This window comes from Pseudomonas sp. FP597, assembly GCF_030687435.1.
Classification (GTDB): Bacteria; Pseudomonadota; Gammaproteobacteria; order Pseudomonadales; family Pseudomonadaceae; genus Aquipseudomonas; species Aquipseudomonas lactucae.
Genome location: NZ_CP117432.1, coordinates 64,411 through 81,110 on the forward strand (window position 1 = coordinate 64,411; position 16,700 = coordinate 81,110).

Annotated in this window: 16 protein-coding genes; 6 read left to right on the forward strand and 10 right to left on the reverse strand. The window is 60.7% G+C overall.

Annotated features, from left to right (window positions below; all coding sequences use genetic code 11):
* Positions 1 to 2 precede the first annotated feature (2 nt).
* The 3 genes from PSH66_RS00320 to PSH66_RS00330 are packed head-to-tail and all read left to right on the forward strand — an operon-like array spanning position 3 to position 2,601.
* Positions 3 to 1,082, forward strand: coding sequence for a heme A synthase (locus PSH66_RS00320; RefSeq protein ID WP_003170772.1), 1,080 nt, complete (start codon positions 3 to 5; stop codon positions 1,080 to 1,082).
* Entirely contained in the window at positions 1,070 to 1,969 is a 900-nt protein-coding gene (gene cyoE / locus PSH66_RS00325) for a heme o synthase (RefSeq protein WP_003170773.1), read from the forward strand. Before PSH66_RS00320 ends, cyoE begins: the two co-directional genes overlap by 13 nt.
* Positions 1,966 to 2,601: an SCO family protein gene (locus PSH66_RS00330; protein ID WP_003170774.1), complete on the forward strand. Its 636-nt coding sequence runs from the start codon at positions 1,966 to 1,968 to the stop codon at positions 2,599 to 2,601. The genes cyoE and PSH66_RS00330 overlap by 4 nt, the downstream gene beginning before the upstream one ends.
* An 80-nt stretch (positions 2,602 to 2,681) precedes the next feature.
* Here the strand turns inward: PSH66_RS00330 and PSH66_RS00335 are convergent, their stop codons facing one another.
* The 3 genes from PSH66_RS00335 to PSH66_RS00345 are packed head-to-tail and all read right to left on the reverse strand — an operon-like array spanning position 2,682 to position 5,184.
* Complete coding sequence (locus tag PSH66_RS00335) at positions 2,682 to 3,452, reverse strand: MetQ/NlpA family ABC transporter substrate-binding protein (RefSeq protein ID WP_305428160.1); 771 nt, start codon at positions 3,450 to 3,452, stop codon at positions 2,682 to 2,684.
* Positions 3,453 to 3,502: 50 nt separating this feature from the next.
* Positions 3,503 to 4,177, reverse strand: coding sequence for a methionine ABC transporter permease (locus PSH66_RS00340; protein WP_141062760.1), 675 nt, complete (start codon positions 4,175 to 4,177; stop codon positions 3,503 to 3,505).
* Complete coding sequence (locus PSH66_RS00345; RefSeq protein ID WP_003170777.1) at positions 4,177 to 5,184, reverse strand: methionine ABC transporter ATP-binding protein; 1,008 nt, start codon at positions 5,182 to 5,184, stop codon at positions 4,177 to 4,179. The genes PSH66_RS00340 and PSH66_RS00345 overlap by 1 nt, the downstream gene beginning before the upstream one ends.
* 264 nt (positions 5,185 to 5,448) lie before the next feature.
* Between PSH66_RS00345 and katE the strand changes: the two genes are divergently transcribed.
* Complete coding sequence (gene katE / locus PSH66_RS00350; RefSeq protein ID WP_305428161.1) at positions 5,449 to 7,590, forward strand: catalase HPII; 2,142 nt, start codon at positions 5,449 to 5,451, stop codon at positions 7,588 to 7,590.
* A 116-nt stretch (positions 7,591 to 7,706) separates the two neighbouring features.
* On the opposite strand, the gene PSH66_RS00355 is transcribed toward katE, so the two are convergent.
* From PSH66_RS00355 to PSH66_RS00370, 4 genes are read right to left on the reverse strand one after another with little or no spacing between them, the layout of a single operon-like run.
* Positions 7,707 to 8,426 (reverse strand): PA5502 family lipoprotein, encoded by a 720-nt coding sequence (locus PSH66_RS00355; RefSeq protein ID WP_141062758.1) that lies wholly within the window; start codon positions 8,424 to 8,426, stop codon positions 7,707 to 7,709.
* A 37-nt stretch (positions 8,427 to 8,463) separates the two neighbouring features.
* Positions 8,464 to 9,252, reverse strand: coding sequence for a zinc ABC transporter permease subunit ZnuB (gene znuB, locus PSH66_RS00360; protein ID WP_003170780.1), 789 nt, complete (start codon positions 9,250 to 9,252; stop codon positions 8,464 to 8,466).
* Positions 9,245 to 10,030 carry a zinc ABC transporter ATP-binding protein ZnuC gene (gene znuC, locus PSH66_RS00365; protein ID WP_305428162.1) on the reverse strand — a complete coding sequence of 262 codons (786 nt, stop codon included), beginning with the start codon at positions 10,028 to 10,030 and terminating at the stop codon, positions 9,245 to 9,247. Before znuC ends, znuB begins: the two co-directional genes overlap by 8 nt.
* Positions 10,030 to 10,512 carry a Fur family transcriptional regulator gene (locus PSH66_RS00370; RefSeq protein ID WP_003170783.1) on the reverse strand — a complete coding sequence of 161 codons (483 nt, stop codon included), beginning with the start codon at positions 10,510 to 10,512 and terminating at the stop codon, positions 10,030 to 10,032. The genes znuC and PSH66_RS00370 overlap by 1 nt, the downstream gene beginning before the upstream one ends.
* Positions 10,513 to 10,570: 58 nt before the next feature.
* Here PSH66_RS00370 and PSH66_RS00375 point away from each other — a divergent pair, with 58 nt between their 5' ends.
* Complete coding sequence (locus PSH66_RS00375) at positions 10,571 to 11,500, forward strand: zinc ABC transporter substrate-binding protein (RefSeq protein ID WP_003170784.1); 930 nt, start codon at positions 10,571 to 10,573, stop codon at positions 11,498 to 11,500.
* Between the two features lie 13 nt (positions 11,501 to 11,513).
* Here the strand turns inward: PSH66_RS00375 and PSH66_RS00380 are convergent, their stop codons facing one another.
* Both PSH66_RS00380 and PSH66_RS00385 read right to left on the reverse strand, forming a co-directional pair.
* On the reverse strand, positions 11,514 to 12,467 hold the full coding sequence (locus PSH66_RS00380; protein WP_003170785.1) for a homoserine kinase: 954 nt from the start codon (positions 12,465 to 12,467) through the stop codon (positions 11,514 to 11,516).
* A 56-nt stretch (positions 12,468 to 12,523) separates the two neighbouring features.
* Positions 12,524 to 12,814, reverse strand: coding sequence for a DUF2782 domain-containing protein (locus tag PSH66_RS00385; protein WP_003170786.1), 291 nt, complete (start codon positions 12,812 to 12,814; stop codon positions 12,524 to 12,526).
* Between the two features lie 74 nt (positions 12,815 to 12,888).
* Here PSH66_RS00385 and polA point away from each other — a divergent pair, with 74 nt between their 5' ends.
* A complete protein-coding gene (gene polA / locus PSH66_RS00390; protein ID WP_305428163.1) occupies positions 12,889 to 15,684 on the forward strand; it encodes a DNA polymerase I in 2,796 nt (931 codons plus the stop codon).
* Between the two features lie 270 nt (positions 15,685 to 15,954).
* On the opposite strand, the gene yihA is transcribed toward polA, so the two are convergent.
* Positions 15,955 to 16,596, reverse strand: a complete 642-nt coding sequence (gene yihA / locus PSH66_RS00395) for a ribosome biogenesis GTP-binding protein YihA/YsxC (protein WP_042943980.1) — start codon at positions 16,594 to 16,596, stop codon at positions 15,955 to 15,957.
* Positions 16,597 to 16,700: the final 104 nt, after the last annotated feature.

A 16,700-nucleotide genomic window follows, 5' to 3' on the forward strand; every position in this document is an offset into this window, starting at 1 on the left:
TCATGGCCAAACCTGGATTTCGCCTCGCATTGTTTGCCACTTTGCTGGCACTGATCGTCGTGCTGCTCGGTGCCTATACCCGCCTGACCCATGCCGGCCTCGGCTGCCCGGATTGGCCGGGCTGCTATGGCTTTATCAGCGTGCCGCAAAGCGAGGCCCAACTGGCCCATGCCGAGCTGCATTTTCCCGACGCGCCGGTGGAGGCCGACAAAGGCTGGGCCGAGATGACCCATCGCTACTTCGCCGGCACCTTGGGCGTGCTGATCGCGCTGTTGGCGGCGCGTTCGTGGCGTCACCGACATGATCCTGGTCAGCCGGTGAAGTTGCCGCTGTTCGTGTTGGCCGTGGTATTCGCCCAGGCGGCGTTCGGCATGTGGACGGTGACTTTGAAGCTCTGGCCGCAGGTGGTGACCGGCCATCTGTTGGGCGGGTTTGCGACCTTGAGTCTGCTACTTTTACTGACGCTGCGATTGTCCGGGGTACTGCCTGCGTTGGTCGTGCCCAAGCGCCTGCAATATTGGGCCACCGCCGGGCTGGTGCTGGTGATCGGGCAGATCGCGCTTGGCGGTTGGGTCAGCTCCAACTACGCGGCCGTGGCCTGTGTCGATTTGCCGACCTGCCATGGCCAGTGGTGGCCGGCGGCGGACTTTGCCAACGGCTTTCACTTGACCCAGCACATTGGCCCCAACTACCTGGGCGGCCAGCTCGACAGCGAAGCGCGCACGGCCATCCACCTGACCCATCGCATCGGCGCGGTGCTGGTCAGCCTGGTGCTGCTGGGCCTGGCCTGGCAATTGCGCGCGGTGGGCATGACCCGGCTTGCCGGCTTGCTGCTGATCGCCCTGGCCGCGCAAATTGGCTTGGGCCTGAGCAATGTGGCGTTCGGTCTGCCGCTGCCGGTGGCTGTTGCGCACAACGCTGGCGGTGCGGCCTTATTGTTGACGCTGGTGCTGGTGAACTACCACGCGCGCACCAGCCTGGTTCGGGTGCGTCACCCGCGGTTGTTCGGTTGGCGCTTCAGCCCGCGCAAACCCGTGGCGGGCCTTGTCACCCTTAAAGGAGAGATGCCATGGCGACCTTGATCGGCGCCCGTCACGGCCGGGCTATCTGGCGCGACTACCTGGAGCTGACCAAGCCGAAAGTGGTGGTGCTGATGCTCATCACCTCGTTGGTGGGTATGTTCCTCGCCACGCGCGCCGGGGTGCCGTGGACGGTGTTGGTGTTCGGCAACCTCGGCATTGCGCTGTGTGCAGGCGGCGCGGCGGCGGTCAACCATGTGGTGGACCGACGCATCGATGCGGTGATGGCGCGCACTCACAAGCGGCCGCTGGCGGAAGGTCGCGTATCGCCTGTCGCGGCGCTGGCGTTTGCATTGTTTCTGGCGGTTGCGGGCCTGGCGCTGTTGCTGGCGTTCACCAACCCGCTGGCGGCCTGGCTGACGCTGGCTTCACTGCTCGGCTACGCGGTGATCTACACCGGGTTCCTCAAGCGCGCGACGCCGCAGAATATCGTCATCGGCGGGCTGGCCGGCGCTGCGCCGCCGTTGTTGGGCTGGGTCGCCGTCACTGGCCACATCAGCGCCGAGCCGCTGCTGCTGGTGCTGATCATCTTCGCCTGGACCCCACCGCATTTCTGGGCGCTGGCCATCCACCGCAAAGAGGAATACGCCAAGGCCGACATCCCGATGCTGCCGGTGACCCACGGCGAGCACTACACCAAGGTGCATATCCTGCTCTACACCTGCGTCCTGCTGGCGGTGAGCCTGATGCCCTATGTCATCCACATGAGCGGCCCGCTGTACCTGATATGCGCGCTGGTATTGGGTGGGCGCTTTCTGCAATGGGCCTGGGTGTTGTACCGTGGCGGTCGGCCGCACGCGGCGATCAACACGTTCAAGTACTCTATCTGGTACCTGTTTTTGTTGTTCATCGCCCTGCTCGTAGACCATTACTTATTGTTGAACCTATGACTCGAACTCAAAAAACCGTCTTTATCCTTGTGGCGATCGTCGCGCTGATCATGGGCCTGACTGTTAATAAAGTGCTGTCGGGCAAAGGCCAGGGTGATCCCACTGCGCTGATTGACGCTGGCATCATCCTGCTGCCGCAGAGCCGTCAACTGCCGGCGGTGACCATGACCAACCAGGACGGTCAGCCGGTGCAGGTCAACGCATTGAAAGGCAAGTGGAGCCTACTGTTCTTCGGCTACACCTTCTGCCCGGACATCTGCCCGACCACCCTCGCCCAACTGCGCCAGATCAAGAGCGAACTGCCCAAGGAGGCGGTAGATAAGTTGCAGGTGATCCTGGTCAGTGTCGACCCGAACCGCGATACCCCGACGCAGCTCAAGCAGTACCTGGGCTACTTCGACCCACAATTTGCAGGCCTCACCGGCGCGAATGTGGACGACGTGCAGAAGGTATCGAATGCGGTGAGCATCCCGTTCATCCCGGCTGACACCAGCAAGCCCAACTACACCGTCGACCACAGCGGCAACCTCGCGCTGATCGGGCCGGACGGGACGCAGCGTGGGTTTATTCGGGCGCCGTTGAACAACCAGAAGCTGGTGGCGCAGTTACCGGGGTTATTGCAGCGCAAGTGAAGACAACACAAAGCAAATGTGGGAGGGGGCAAGCCCCCTCCCACATTTTTTATCTCCAGTATTTTGGATTGAAGGTTGGATCAGAACGCCGGTTTGATCGCGCCCTTGTACTTCTCTTCGATGAATTGCTTCACCTCAGGTGTGTGCAGTGCTGCAACCAGCTTCTTCACCGCGTCCGAATCCTTGTTGTCTTCGCGGGTGACCAGGATGTTCACGTAAGGCGAGTCGTTGCCTTCGATCACCAGTGCGTCCTTGGACGGGTCCAGCTTGGCTTCCAGGGCGTAGTTGGTATTGATCAGTGCCAGGTCGACCTGGGTCAGTACGCGCGGCAGTGTGGCGGCTTCCAGTTCGCGGAACTTCAGGTTTTTGCTGTTACCGGTGATGTCCTTGATGGTCGACAGGATGTTGGTCGGGTCCTTCAAGGTGATCAGGCCGCTCTTGGCCAGCAACAACAGCGCGCGGCCGCCGTTGGTGGCGTCGTTCGGGATCACCACGTTGGCGCCGTCCGGCAGCTCGTCCAGTTTCTTGTACTTGCTGGAGTAGGCGCCCAGGGGCTCCAGATGCACAGCGCCGACGCTCACCAGGTGAGTGCCCTTGGCTTTGTTGAACTCATCCAGGTACGGCTGGTGCTGGAAGAAGTTGGCGTCCAGGCGCTTTTCGGCCACTTGTACGTTGGGCTGTACGTAGTCGGTAAAAACTTTGACCTTCAGGTCCACGCCTTCCTTGGCCAGGGCAGGTTTCACGAATTCGAGGATTTCTGCATGCGGTACCGGCGAGGCAGCGACCGTGAGGGTCTCGGCGTGGGCGGAAAACGCAGCAACGGCGGCGAAAGCAACCAGTAGTTTTTTCATCCAACAAGCTCCTTGTTCGGGCATGTGCCGGCTTGGGCCGGCAATGGCCGTTATTTTCGAGAAAAGTGCACCACCAGCTTGTCGCCGAGGGTTTGCAGAATTTGCACCAGGATCAACAGCATGACCACGGTAACCACCATCACATCGGTCTGGAAACGCTGGTAACCGAAGCGGATCGCCAAGTCACCCAGGCCACCGGCACCGACCACACCGGCCATGGCGGTGTAGGACACGAGTGTAATCGCCGTCACTGTAATCGCCGCGTAGATGCCGGGGCGTGCTTCGGGCAGCAGTGCATTGGTGATGATCTGGCGGGTGGTGGCGCCCATGGACTGGGTGGCCTCAATGATTCCGCGGTCCACTTCGCGCAGGGCAGTTTCCACCAGGCGCGCAAAGAATGGCGTGGCGCCCACGACCAGTGGCGGGATCGCCCCGGCTACTCCCAACGAGGTGCCGGTGATCAGAACGGTGAATGGGATCATCACGATCAGCAGGATGATGAACGGCAGCGAACGCAAGATGTTTACGATCAGCGACAGCAGCGCGTACAAACCTTTTTGTTCGAACAGCTGGCGCGGGCTGGTCAGGAACAGCAACACACCCAACGGCAGGCCCAGCACGACGGTGAAGAACAGCGAGCCGAACAGCATGATCATGGTGTCGCCGGTGGCGAGCCAGATTTCGGACCAGTCAACGTTGGCGAAAAAATTCAGGAAAACGTCCATTAGCGCAGCACCTCCATGTGAACGTCCGCGGCGGTAAAGCGTGCAAACGCCGCTTCCATGTCACCGCCGGTGACGGCGAGGGTCAGTTGCCCGTAGGGGATGTCTTTGATGCGGTCGATACGCCCGGCAAGGATGCTGTAGTCCACCCCCGTTTCACGGGCGACGGTACCCAGCAATGGCGCGTAGGTCGCGTCGCCCTGGAAGGTCAGGCGCACGATACGGCCGGGTACGTGGGCGAAGTCATCGCGCTGTTCGCCTTCGTCGACCTGCTCGGCTTCTTGTACGAAACGTTTGGTGGTCGGGTGTTGCGGGTGCAGGAACACGTCGGCCACCGAGCCTTGCTCGACGATCACGCCGGCGTCCATCACGGCCACCTGGTCGCACACGCGACGGATCACGTCCATTTCATGGGTGATCAGCACGATGGTCAGTTTCAGCTCACGGTTGATCTCGGCCAGCAGCTGCAGCACCGAGGCGGTGGTCTGCGGGTCGAGGGCACTGGTGGCTTCGTCGCACAGCAAAATCTTGGGCTTGGTCGCCAGGGCTCGGGCGATGCCGACGCGCTGCTTCTGGCCGCCGGACAATTGCGCCGGGTACTTTTTGGCGTGATCCGACAAGCCGACGCGGGCCAGCAGTTCAGCCACGCGCAGGTCGATGTCCTTGCGCGACAATTCGCCGGCCAGGGTCAGCGGCAGTGCCACGTTGTCGGCGACGGTCTTGGACGCCAGCAGGTTGAAGTGCTGGAAGATCATGCCGACCTGTTGCCGGAAACGGCGCAGGCCGTTGGCGTCCAGGGCGGTGACTTCTTCGCCGTCGACCGTGATCTGGCCGCCGCTCGGTTCTTCGAGGCGGTTGATCAGGCGCAGCAGGGTGCTTTTACCCGCGCCCGAGTGGCCGATCAGGCCAAACACCTGGCCGTTGTCGACGCGCAGACTGGTGGGGTGCAGGGCGGGAATATCCTTACCGGCAACGCGGTAGGTTTTATGGACGTTTTGAAACTCGATCACGTAGCGAACCTTGTGGGGCGCATGGAAAAGGGATCAGCGGTTAGCCGGGCGCGCATTTTAGCCTGTCCGATTAGCGTTTCTTAGCATTTATTTCGCATTCATCCAGCGATTTGGCAATAACGCGATCAAAGGTCATAAAAAAGGAACGGCCCAAAACACCATCAGTCACTACTTAGGCAACGCGATTTCCCAGGTGCCGTGCCTGGGTTTTGCTCAAACGAGCCGGGGACCGCTCTGGCCACTTTGAATAAGGAGTTTTGACTGATGAGCACCAAGAAGCCAGCTACCCCGCCGAAGAGTGAACTTGCAGGCACCGATACCCTGGACCGTGGCAATACCAACGCCAAGCTGCAGGCACTGGAAGCGTTCCGGTCCGACGCGACCGGACAAGCCTTGCGCACTAACCAAGGCGTGAAAATTTCCGACAACCAGAACAGCCTGAAGGTCGGTTCTCGTGGCCCTTCTCTGCTTGAAGATTTCATCATGCGTGAAAAAATCACGCACTTTGACCATGAGCGTATTCCGGAGCGCATCGTGCATGCCCGCGGGACTGGCGCACATGGTTACTTTCAATCCTATGGCGACCATTCAGCGCTGACCAAGGCCGGATTCCTGCGTACCCCAGAGCATAAAACCCCGGTATTTGCGCGCTTTTCCACCGTGCAAGGCCCGCGCGGCTCCGGCGACACCGTGCGTGACGTACGCGGTTTTGCCGTGAAGTTCTTCACCGACGAAGGCAACTTCGACCTGGTCGGCAACAACATGCCGGTGTTTTTCATTCAGGACGCAATCAAGTTTCCTGACTTTGTGCATGCGGTAAAACCTGAGCCACACAACGAGATTCCTACCGGTGGCTCGGCCCATGACACCTTTTGGGATTTCGTCTCGCTGCAGCCGGAATCGGCGCACATGGTGATCTGGGCGATGTCTGACCGAGCGATTCCAAAAAGCCTGCGCGCCATGCAGGGTTTTGGCGTGCACACCTTTCGCCTGATCAACACCGAAGGCAAATCCAGCTTCGTGAAATTCCACTGGCGGCCCAAGGTTGGCACCTGCTCCCTGGTGTGGGACGAAGCGCAAAAGCTCGCGGGTAAAGACACCGACTACCATCGCCGAGATCTGTGGGAGTCGATTGAAATGGGCGATTATCCCGAGTGGGAATTGGGCGTTCAGGTGGTCGCCGAAGAAGATGAGCATAAATTCGACTTCGACTTGCTGGACCCCACCAAGATTATTCCTGAAGAGCTGGTGCCCATTACGCCGCTGGGCAAGATGGTGCTTAACCGCAACCCGGATAACTTCTTCGCCGAAGTCGAGCAGGTTGCGTTCTGCCCTGGCCATATCGTGCCGGGTATCGACTTCACCAATGACCCCTTGCTGCAAGGCCGTCTGTTTTCCTACACGGATACGCAGATCAGCCGACTGGGTGGGCCGAACTTCCATGAGATCCCGATCAACCGCCCCATCGCGCCGTTCCATAACGGTCAGCGCGATGCTCAGCACCGTACAGTGATAGACAAGGGCCGCGCTTCTTACGAGCCGAACTCTATCGATGGCGGCTGGCCGAAGGAGACGCCGGCAGGGCCGACGGATGGCGGCTTCGAAACCTATTACGAGCGTGTCGACGCCAACAAGGTACGCGAGCGCAGCGAGTCGTTCGGTGACCACTTCTCCCAGGCCACGCTGTTTTTCAACAGCATGAGCCACCATGAGAAAGAGCACATCATTGCGGCGTACAGCTTCGAGTTGGGCAAAGTGGAACGCGAGTTTATCCGCGCCCGTCAGGTGAACGAGATTCTGGCCAATATCGATCTTGAATTGGCCAAGCGTGTTGCGCAAAACCTCGGCTTGCCGGTGCCGACCAAGGGCACTGTGCCTGCGCGTGAAACATCGGTGAAAACGTCACCGGCTTTGAGCCAGGTGAACCTGCTGTCGGGTGATATCAAGACGCGTAAAGTGGCGATTCTGGCGGCCAATGGCGTAGACGGTGCGGCGATCGATGCGCTGAAAAAAGCGCTGGAGACCGAGGGTGCGCATGCCAAGTTGTTGGGGCCGACCTCGGCACCTGTGACCACGGCGGATGGCAAGACCCTGCCGGTGGATGCGTCGATGGAAGGCATGCCGTCCATTGCGTTTGACGCGGTGTTTATCCCGGGCGGTAAGGAGTCGGTGCAAGCGTTGAGCGGTGATGGTGTGGCGCTGCACTATGTGCTGGAAGCGTACAAGCATCTGAAGGCGATTGCGGTTGCCAGTGACGTGAAGCCACTGCTGGATCTGCTGAAACTGGAGGTGGATGCGGGGCTGATCGTGGGGGCTGATGCTGCGGCGTTCAAGGCGTTCTTTGCCGGCATTGCGCAGCATCGGGTGTGGGATCGCGAGGCTAAGGCCAAGGCGATTCCGGCTTAAGATCTTCGCTGTTTGTCAAATCGCCATCGGGAGCAAGCCCTCTCCCACATTTTGAATGTGTTCACCGTTCAAAACGTGGGAGGGGCGGTGCGACGATTCGACTTGCTCCCGATGCTTTAGTCCGCCTTGCGCGGGATCAGCACGATCTGCGCCGGGATCTTCTTCAGAATCTGCCGGTGAATCTTCAAGTCATACCCCGAATCAATGCGTTTCACCCGTTTGGTCAGCAACGTGGCCAGCCACGGGTAATCCTCGGTGCGTGGCGCCTGGATGCTCACATCGCACTGGTAATTCACCACATCGGTGGCGATCGCATCCAGTTGATGACGAAGCTCTTCGATATCGGTGAGGTTCAACGCCACGGTAGTGCTGGGCGCCGCCGGGTCAATAACTTTGGCGGCCGGCTTGGCTTCGGCGGCTTTGAGGGCTTCCTCGGCTTTATCCAGCTCGACCTTGCGTGCATGGGTGATGGCGCTGTTGACGCCGCCGGTCAGCGCCGGTGCCTTGGGCATCAAGGCGCGGGCGCGGCTCAGGGCGGTGGCGGCGGCGTTGACGTCGCCCTTTTGCAGCACGATCTGACTGCGCTGCAGGTAGGCTTCGGCCAATTGGCGCTGGTAGGACTCCAGTGTCGGGTCGTTGGGCGACTGGGCCTGCAATGTCGCCAGCTGGTCTTCGGCGGTAGCCAGCTCGCTGCTGGCCAGGTTTTGCTCCAGCTGCGCGATGGCCGCAGCACGTGGGTCCTTGGCCTCGGGGGCGGCGGGCGGTGTGCTTTGACAGGCGCCCAGCAGCAAGGAAAATGCGGCAAGGAGCAGATAACGGGAGGTGAACGGCTTCATTCCTGCGACTCTCTATTTGCGCAAAAAGCGAGCAAGTCTACACCCCTCGACGGGGCAGAACAAAACTCAGCAGAAACAGGGCGGCGGCTGCGACCACAATCGATGGCCCGGCCGGCGTGTCCTTGAACCACGACAGTGCCAGGCCGCCACACACGGCGAGCATCCCCAGCAGGCTGGCGCCGATCGCCATCTGCTCCGGTGAACGGGCGTGGCGCTGGGCGGCGGCGGCGGGAATGATCAACAGCGATGTGATCAACAATACGCCGACAATCTTCATCGCGACAGCGATCACCACGGCGATGAGCAACATCAGGGCCATGCGCAGGCCCGATACGGGCAAGCCTTCGACCTTGGCCAGCTCTTCATGCACCGTGATTGCCAGCAAGGGCCGCCACAGCACCACCAGCAGCACTAGCACTGCGGCGCTGCCGCCGAGAATCCATGCCAGATCGGTAGGGCTGATCGCCAGCAGGTCGCCGAACAGGTAGGCCATCAGGTCGATGCGCACTTCATGCATGAAGCTCAGCACCACCAGGCCCAGGGACAAGGTGCTCGGCGCCAGAATGCCGAGCAATGTGTCCGAGGCCAGCGGCTGACGCTGTTGCAAGGTCACCAGCAGCACCGCCAGCAGCAGGCAGCCCACGGTCACGGCGATGGTCGGGCTCACGTCCAGCAAAAAGCCCATGGCCACGCCCAGTAGCGCGGCGTGGGACAAGGTGTCGCCAAAATAGGCCATGCGTCGCCAGACGACGAACGAGCCCAATGGGCCCGCCACCAACGCCAAAGCCAAGCCGGCCAGCAGGGCGTAGAGCAGAAAATCAGCCATGCTTGCAGCCATCTCCATGAGCGTGGGTGTGGGGCGTCGCGCTATCGTCCACGACTGCGCCATGCAGGTCATGGGCGTGGTCGTGACGGTGGTGGTAGATCGCCAGGCTCTGGGCGTTCTTGCCGAACAACTCGACGAACGCCGGGTCGCCGCTGACCTGTTCCGGGTGGCCGGAACAGCACACGTGGCGGTTGAGGCATACCACCTGGTCGGTGGTGCTCATCACCAGGTGCAAATCATGGGAGACCATCAGCACGCCGCAGCCATGGCGGTCGCGCAGGCGGGTGATGAGGCTGTACAGCTCGGCCTGGCCTGCGACGTCGACGCCCTGCACGGGTTCATCGAGTACCAGCAGTTCTGGCTCGCGCAACAGGGCACGGGCCAGCAGCACGCGCTGCATTTCACCGCCGGAGATGCTTTGCACCGGACTATCGATCACCTGCTCGGCGCCGACTTCCTTGAGCGCGGCCTGCGCACGGGCGCGATCCACACCTGGCACTAGCCGCAGGAAGCGCAGCACAGACAGCGGCAGGGTCGGGTCGACGTGCAGTTTCTGCGGCATATAGCCGACGCGCAACCTGGGTTTGCGCCACACGCTGCCGCTGTCGGGCTTGAGCAGGCCGAGCACGGCACGCACCAAGGTGGTTTTGCCGGCTCCATTGGGGCCGATCAGCGTGACGATCTGCCCCGGTTCCACGCTCAGCGCAATGTTATCCAGCACGTTTTGCCCTGCGAACGTGACGCCAACCTGCTCCAGGCGGATTAACGCGTTGCTCATCAAGCCCCCTGGCATCCGGAGCACAGGCCGACCACTTCGACGGTCTGCCCTTCGACCTTGAAGCCCACATCGGCAGAACTCTTGATAATGGCGTCGCTGATGCTTTTTTGTTCAAGTTCGATGGCGGCGTGGCACTCGCGGCAGATCAGGAACTGGCCCTGATGCGCATGTTCCGGGTGGTTGCAGCCGACAAAGGCGTTGAGTGAGGCGATGCGATGCACCAAGCCGTTTTCCAGCAGGAAGTCCAGCGCGCGGTACACGGTGGGCGGCGCGGCGCGGCGGCCGTCCTGCTCGCTGAGCACACCCAGGATGTCGTAGGCGCCAAGCGGCTTGTGGCTCTGCCACACCAGTTCCAGCACGCGGCGGCGCAAGGCGGTCAGGCGCAAACCCTTCTGTGTGCACAGGGTGTCGGCTTCCGACAGCGCAGTGTGCACGCAGTGAGAGTGGTCGTGGGGACGGCTGGCAAGCGGTGTTATAGGCATGAGCGGCGACAGATATTTGATAGAGACGTTATTATGTTACCCGTTCTTACGCCATTGAGTGGTCATCGTGTCCCGACTTTTTCCCGTTTTTGTCGTATTTGTCACCAGTTTGTTCGTCGCAGGCCTGGCTCAGGCCGAGGTCAAGGTGTTGACCAGCATCAAGCCTTTGCAGTTGATTGCCGCTGCGGTGCAGGACGGTGTGGCGGTGCCGGAGGTGTTATTGCCGCCGGGTGCGTCGCCGCATAACTTCGCGCTGCGTCCATCCGACGTACGGCGCGTGCAGTCGGTGGAACTGCTGTATTGGATCGGGCCGGATATGGAGACCTTCCTGCCGCGCGTACTGGCAGGTCGTACGGCGCCGACGGTTGCGGTGCAGGACCTGCCGGGCATGAAATTGCGTCGTTTCGGCGAAGATAGCCATTCCCACGCCGATGATGCCGACGAACACGACCATGATCACCGTCCAGGCAGCGTCGATGCCCATTTGTGGCTGTCCACGGTGAATGCGCGGGTGATCGCGGCGCGCATGGCGGCGGACCTCAGTCAGGCTGATCCGGCGAACGCCGAGCGTTATCAGAGCAATGCGAAGGCCTTTGCAGGGCGCCTGGATGCGTTGGATGCGCGGCTGAAAAAGCGTCTGGCCTCCGTCGATGGCAAACCTTACTTTGTGTTCCACGAAGCCTTTGATTACTTCGAAGACGCTTACGGCTTGAAGCATGCCGGCGTATTCAGTGTCGCTGCCGAAGTGCAGCCGGGCGCGCAGCACGTAGCTGCGATGCGCGCGCGTTTGCAGGAAGTGGGCAAGACTTGCGTGTTCAGTGAGCCGCCGCTGCGCCCGCGTCTGGCCGAGACGCTAGTGGCGGGATTGCCGGTGAAATTGGCAGAGTTGGATGCGTTGGGCGGTTATACACCGGCCACTGCTCAAGGCTATGAGCAGGTGCTGGATAAACTGGGGAACGACTTGGCCGGGTGCCTGGAGTCGTTGTAAGGTTTAACGAAGATCAGAGCGCGAAAGGCAGCTGGATCGTAACCTGCTGGCGTTGAGCCAGGCGGTGCTCGAACTCCGCCGGGTCGTGAATCAACACATCCTGTCCGGCAAACGATTCAGCGGCGATCAGGCGTGACAGCCAGAATCGCACGCATGCCACGCGCAGCATGGTCGGCCACAGTTCCGCTTCCTTCGCTGTAAACGGCCGCAGCCCGGCATACGCCCCCAGCAAGGCACGGGCGCGCTGCCCGTCGATCATGCCATCGGCGTCCGAGCACCAGTCATTCAGGGCGATGGCCACGTCGTACAGCATCGGCCCGGAGCAGGCGTTGTAGAAGTCGATCAAGCCCGTCAGGTGCGTGCCTTCGAACATGGCGTTGTCGCGGAACAGGTCGGCATGCACATTGGCGCGCGGCAGGGCGAGAATTTCGGCCTTGTGAGCTTCAATTTCAGTCAATGCAGCGTGCAGCAGGCTTTGTTGTGCCTCGCTCAAGTGCGAAATCAGCTGCACACCTTCGCTGAGCATCCAGTCCAAGCCGCGATCAGTCTTGCGTTCCAGTACTTTATTGCCTTGCGTCGCCAAGTGCAGATGGCCCAGCAGGTCGCCCACCTGGGTGCAATGTTGCGCATTGGCCTCCTTGATGTGCTTGCCAGCCAGGCGTGGTTGCAGCAGTGCCGGTTTGCCGGCCAGCTCGCGCAAGGCCACACCATCGGTGGTGCGCAGGGCGTAGGGCACCGGCAGGTCGGCGGCGTGGAGCACGTCGAGCAGTTCGATGAAAAATGGCATTTCCGCCACCGGGCCGCGTTCAACCAGGGTCAGGACGTACTCGCCCTGTTCCAGGCTGATAAAGAAATTGGTGTTTTCGCTACCAGCGGCAATCCCCTGGAAATCAAGCAGGCGGCCTAGCCCGTATGGGGCGAGAAAGGTTTCCAGCTCGGGCCGAGCCAGGGGGGTGAACACAGACATGGTTAAAACTGCCAGTACGGGCACCGTGCTGCACGGCGCCAATTGAAGTTAAGAAATCATTTCCATTCGAAGATCTTCCATGACGGGATCAGCATATCCGGCTGGTCAGAGCGGATGAAGTTCGCGTCGGTTCCGTCCGCGCGCACCAGGAAGTACGGTGGAGCCCCCTTCGGGATGACCTTGATGGCGTACAGGAAGCCGTTTTGGCGGTATTCCTGGATGGTCTTGTCGCCTTCCGTGCGAATGGTTACTTCCGGATCGCCCGAAGGGGCATCGTCTGCCGCCATGGCAGCCATCGGAGCGAGTGCAATCAAGCCAGTCAACAGCAGGCGATTGAATGTACGCATGATAACCTTGTCCCTTTGTTTTCATTGGTCCGGCTATTCTAGCGCCAGACCCGCCGAAAAGGTTGATCCTGCTCATGAGCCAAGCGCCCCTCGTCCTGGTGGACGGTTCTTCTTACCTGTACCGCGCCTTCCACGCGTTGCCACCGTTGACCACTTCCAAAGGCCTGCCGACCGGTGCGGTCAAGGGCGTGTTGAACATGCTCAAGAGCCTGCGCAAGCAGTACCCGGACAGTCCTTTCGCGGTGGTGTTCGACGCCAAGGGTGGGACCTTTCGCGACGACATGTACGCCGAATACAAGGCCAACCGCCCGAGCATGCCTGATGACATGCGCCTGCAGATCGAACCCCTGCACCAGAGCGTAATCGCCCTGGGCTTTCCGTTGCTGTGCGTCGAAGGCGTCGAGGCCGATGACGTGATCGGCACCCTGGCCCGCAGCAGCGCGGCCGCCGACCGTCCGGTGGTGATTTCCACCGGCGACAAGGACATGGCGCAACTGGTCGACGGGCACATTACCTTGGTCAACACCATGACCGGTAGCGCCATGGACGTGGACGGCGTAAAGGAGAAATTTGGCGTCGCTCCGGAGCAGATCATCGACTATCTGGCGCTGATGGGCGATTCGTCCGACAACATTCCAGGTGTTCCGGGCATTGGGCCGAAGACGGCTTCCGGCTTGCTGGTGGGGGTGAATGGCGGACTCAAAGAGCTTTATGAGCAGCTCGATATCGTGCCGACCCTGCCGATCCGCGGCGCCAAGACGCTGCCGGCCAAGCTGGAGGAGCACAAGGAGATGGCCTTCCTGTCGTACCAGTTGGCGACGATCAAGATCGACGTGCCGCTGGACGTGGGCCTGGATGACCTGCACCTGATCGAGCCTGATCGTGAAAAGCTGCTTGAGTTGTACACCCTGCTCGAGTTCAAGAGCTGGTACGACGAGATCCAGCGCGATACCAAGCGGGTTGAGCTCAAGACGGCAAACGAGGTCGCGCCTGTCGTCGACGTGTCGGTCGAGGCGGTGATATCCGTACCGGTGGAGGCGATCTATACCACCATCCTCGACCAGGCCACCTTCGACCTTTGGCTGAAGAAACTCAACGACGCGAAGCTGTTTGCCTTCGACACCGAAACCACCGGCATCGACGCCCATCAGGCGCAATTGGTCGGGGTTTCCTTTGCCGTCCAGCCCCATGAGGCGGCCTACATCCCGCTGACCCATGCCTACATCGGCGTGCCGGACCAGTTGGATCGTGACACGGTGCTGCGGGCGTTGAAGCCATTGCTTGAAGACCCGACCAAACTCAAGATCGGCCAGCACGCCAAGTTCGACATGAACATCCTGGCCAACTGCGCCATCGATGGCGACCCCGCGCAGGGCATCACTGTGCAAGGCATCGCGTTCGATACCATGCTCGAATCCTATGTGCTCAATGCCACCGCAACCCGTCACGATATGGACAGCCTGGCCAAGAAGTACCTGGACTACGACACGGTCAGTTTCCAGGACATTGCCGGTAAGGGCGCCAAGCAGCTTACGTTTGACCAGATCGCGCTTGAACAGGCCGGCCCGTATGCGGCCGAAGATGCCGATGTGACCTTGCGTTTGCACCAGGAGCTGCATGCGCAACTGGCTGCTATTCCGAGCCTGGCCAGTGTGCTGACGGATATCGAGATGCCATTGGTGCCGGTGCTGGCGCGCATCGAGCGTCAGGGGGTGTTGGTGGATGCGCAGTTGCTGGGTGTCCAGAGCATCGAGCTGGGCAACAAAATGGTGGAATTGGAGCGTCAAGCCTTCGAAATCGCCGGTGAAGCATTCAACCTGGGATCCCCCAAGCAATTGGGGGCGATTCTCTACGAGAAGCTGGGGATGCCGGTGCTGAAGAAGACCGGTAAAGGGCAGGCGTCCACCGCTGAAGACGTGCTGGCCAAGCTGGCCGAAGATGACTATCCGCTGCCCAAGGTGCTGATGCAGTACCGCAGCATGAGCAAGCTCAAAAGCACCTACACCGACCGCCTGCCGGAGCAGATCAACCCCCGTACCGGGCGTATCCACACGTCTTACCACCAGGCGGTGGCGGCCACCGGTCGTCTGTCTTCGAGCGATCCGAACCTGCAGAATATCCCGGTGCGCACAGCTGAAGGGCGGCGCATTCGCCAGGCGTTTGTTGCGCCCAAAGGCTACAAGCTGCTGGCGGCGGACTATTCGCAGATCGAGTTGCGCATCATGGCGCACCTGTCCAAGGACGAAGGGTTGATGAACGCCTTCCGCCATAACCTGGATGTGCACACGGCTACGGCTGCCGAGGTATTCAAGGTTGAGTTGGGCGAGGTCACGTCCGATCAGCGTCGCAGCGCCAAGGCGATCAACTTCGGCCTGATCTACGGCATGGGCGCGCAAAAGCTGGGCAAGGACATTGGGGTCGATACCAAGACCGCCAAGGCGTATATCGATGTGTACTTCGCCCGCTACCCCGGGGTTCGTGAATACATGGAGCGTACCCGCGCGCAGGCTTCCGATCAGGGTTATGTGGAGACGTTCTTCGGCCGTCGGCTGTACTTGCCGGACATCCACTCCAACAAGCCTCAAGAGCGCGCGGCGGCGGAACGTACCGCGATCAACGCGCCGATGCAGGGCACGGCGGCCGACATCATCAAGAAAGCCATGGTACGGGTGGATAACTGGCTGACTGCCTCGGGCCTGGACGCCAAGGTGATCCTGCAGGTGCACGACGAATTGGTGCTCGAAGTGCGTGAAGACCTGGTTGCCGAAGTCAGCGAGAAAGTCCGTGAACACATGAGCGCTGCAGCGCAGTTGGACGTGCCGCTGCTGGTGGAAGTGGGCGTGGGCGATAACTGGGACGAAGCGCACTGATTTCGGGGGTGGGGCCACCACCGGGCGTGGTGGCAGAGCGCTTTATGTCGGAAACTTCCGTCAGTTATTTCCAATAGTTTTTCGACGCTGCCGGAACTTAACCCGTGAACCGCCACTCAGAGTTACTGAATGGGTGGTGAAGCCCTTCAATGCTCCTATGTTGTGTTAAGTGTTGGCAGATATCTGGACCCCGCCCTAGCGGTCCGGAACTTGAACCCCGAACTTCCCCTCCCCATACGAAGTCCGGGGTTTTTTTTGCCTGCAGAAAAGTTATTCCGCGATTTCCGCGCCCTTGTCCGCCAATTCCATCCAGCCGGCCAGCACGGTGTAAGCGTCTTCCAGGCCCATGCGCTTGGGCGCCGAGAACAACTGGATAGTGATCGCGTCACCCCAGCCTTTGCGGATTTCGGACTGCACTTTGAGCAGGGTGTTCTTGGCCGCGCCGTAGGTCAGCTTGTCGGCCTTGGTCAGCAGGATATGCATCGGCATGCCGCTGGCGACCGCCCAATCGAGCATCAACAGGTCGAAGTCGGTCATTGGATGACGGATGTCCATCATCAGAATCAAACCCTTCAAACTCTCCCGGCCACCCAGGTAAGCCTCCAGGTGACGCTGCCAGTGCAGCTTCAGCGGGATAGGTACTTTTGCATATCCGTAGCCTGGCAGGTCGACCAGACGCCGATCATCGTCTAGCTTGAAGAAATTGAGCAGTTGCGTGCGGCCCGGGGTTTTCGAGGTGCGCGCCAGGCTCGCATGGGTGAGGGTGTTCAGCGCGCTGGACTTGCCGGCGTTGGAACGGCCGGCAAAGGCGACTTCAAAGCCTTCGTCATCGGGGCATTGGTCCACTTTGGCGGCGCTGAGCATGAAGGTGGACTGTTGGCACAGGCCGAGGATGGGATTCTTGAGTTGCATGAGATTTCCGATGTGGGCGGTGCCGAGAAAGGGTGCGGCAAGCGGTGTCGTTTCCGTTTCAGTAGCGCCAGTATATAATGCCGCAGATTTTGTGTGTGCTTTGT

Excerpts from the sequence above, each read along its gene's own strand:
- cyoE (WP_003170773.1), top strand. The coding sequence starts at position 1,070 with ATGGCGACCTTGATCGGCGCCCGTCACGGCCGGGCTATCTGGCGCGAC.
- PSH66_RS00320 (WP_003170772.1), top strand. The coding sequence starts at position 3 with ATGGCCAAACCTGGATTTCGCCTCGCATTGTTTGCCACTTTGCTGGCA.
- polA (WP_305428163.1), top strand. The coding sequence starts at position 12,889 with ATGAGCCAAGCGCCCCTCGTCCTGGTGGACGGTTCTTCTTACCTGTAC.
- znuB (WP_003170780.1), bottom strand. The coding sequence starts at position 9,252 with ATGGCTGATTTTCTGCTCTACGCCCTGCTGGCCGGCTTGGCTTTGGCG.
- PSH66_RS00355 (WP_141062758.1), bottom strand. The coding sequence starts at position 8,426 with ATGAAGCCGTTCACCTCCCGTTATCTGCTCCTTGCCGCATTTTCCTTG.
- PSH66_RS00340 (WP_141062760.1), bottom strand. The coding sequence starts at position 4,177 with ATGGACGTTTTCCTGAATTTTTTCGCCAACGTTGACTGGTCCGAAATC.
- PSH66_RS00370 (WP_003170783.1), bottom strand. The coding sequence starts at position 10,512 with ATGCCTATAACACCGCTTGCCAGCCGTCCCCACGACCACTCTCACTGC.
- PSH66_RS00335 (WP_305428160.1), bottom strand. The coding sequence starts at position 3,452 with ATGAAAAAACTACTGGTTGCTTTCGCCGCCGTTGCTGCGTTTTCCGCC.
- PSH66_RS00385 (WP_003170786.1), bottom strand. The coding sequence starts at position 12,814 with ATGCGTACATTCAATCGCCTGCTGTTGACTGGCTTGATTGCACTCGCT.
- PSH66_RS00330 (WP_003170774.1), top strand. The coding sequence starts at position 1,966 with ATGACTCGAACTCAAAAAACCGTCTTTATCCTTGTGGCGATCGTCGCG.
- yihA (WP_042943980.1), bottom strand. The coding sequence starts at position 16,596 with ATGCAACTCAAGAATCCCATCCTCGGCCTGTGCCAACAGTCCACCTTC.
- katE (WP_305428161.1), top strand. The coding sequence starts at position 5,449 with ATGAGCACCAAGAAGCCAGCTACCCCGCCGAAGAGTGAACTTGCAGGC.
- znuC (WP_305428162.1), bottom strand. The coding sequence starts at position 10,030 with ATGAGCAACGCGTTAATCCGCCTGGAGCAGGTTGGCGTCACGTTCGCA.
- PSH66_RS00380 (WP_003170785.1), bottom strand. The coding sequence starts at position 12,467 with ATGTCTGTGTTCACCCCCCTGGCTCGGCCCGAGCTGGAAACCTTTCTC.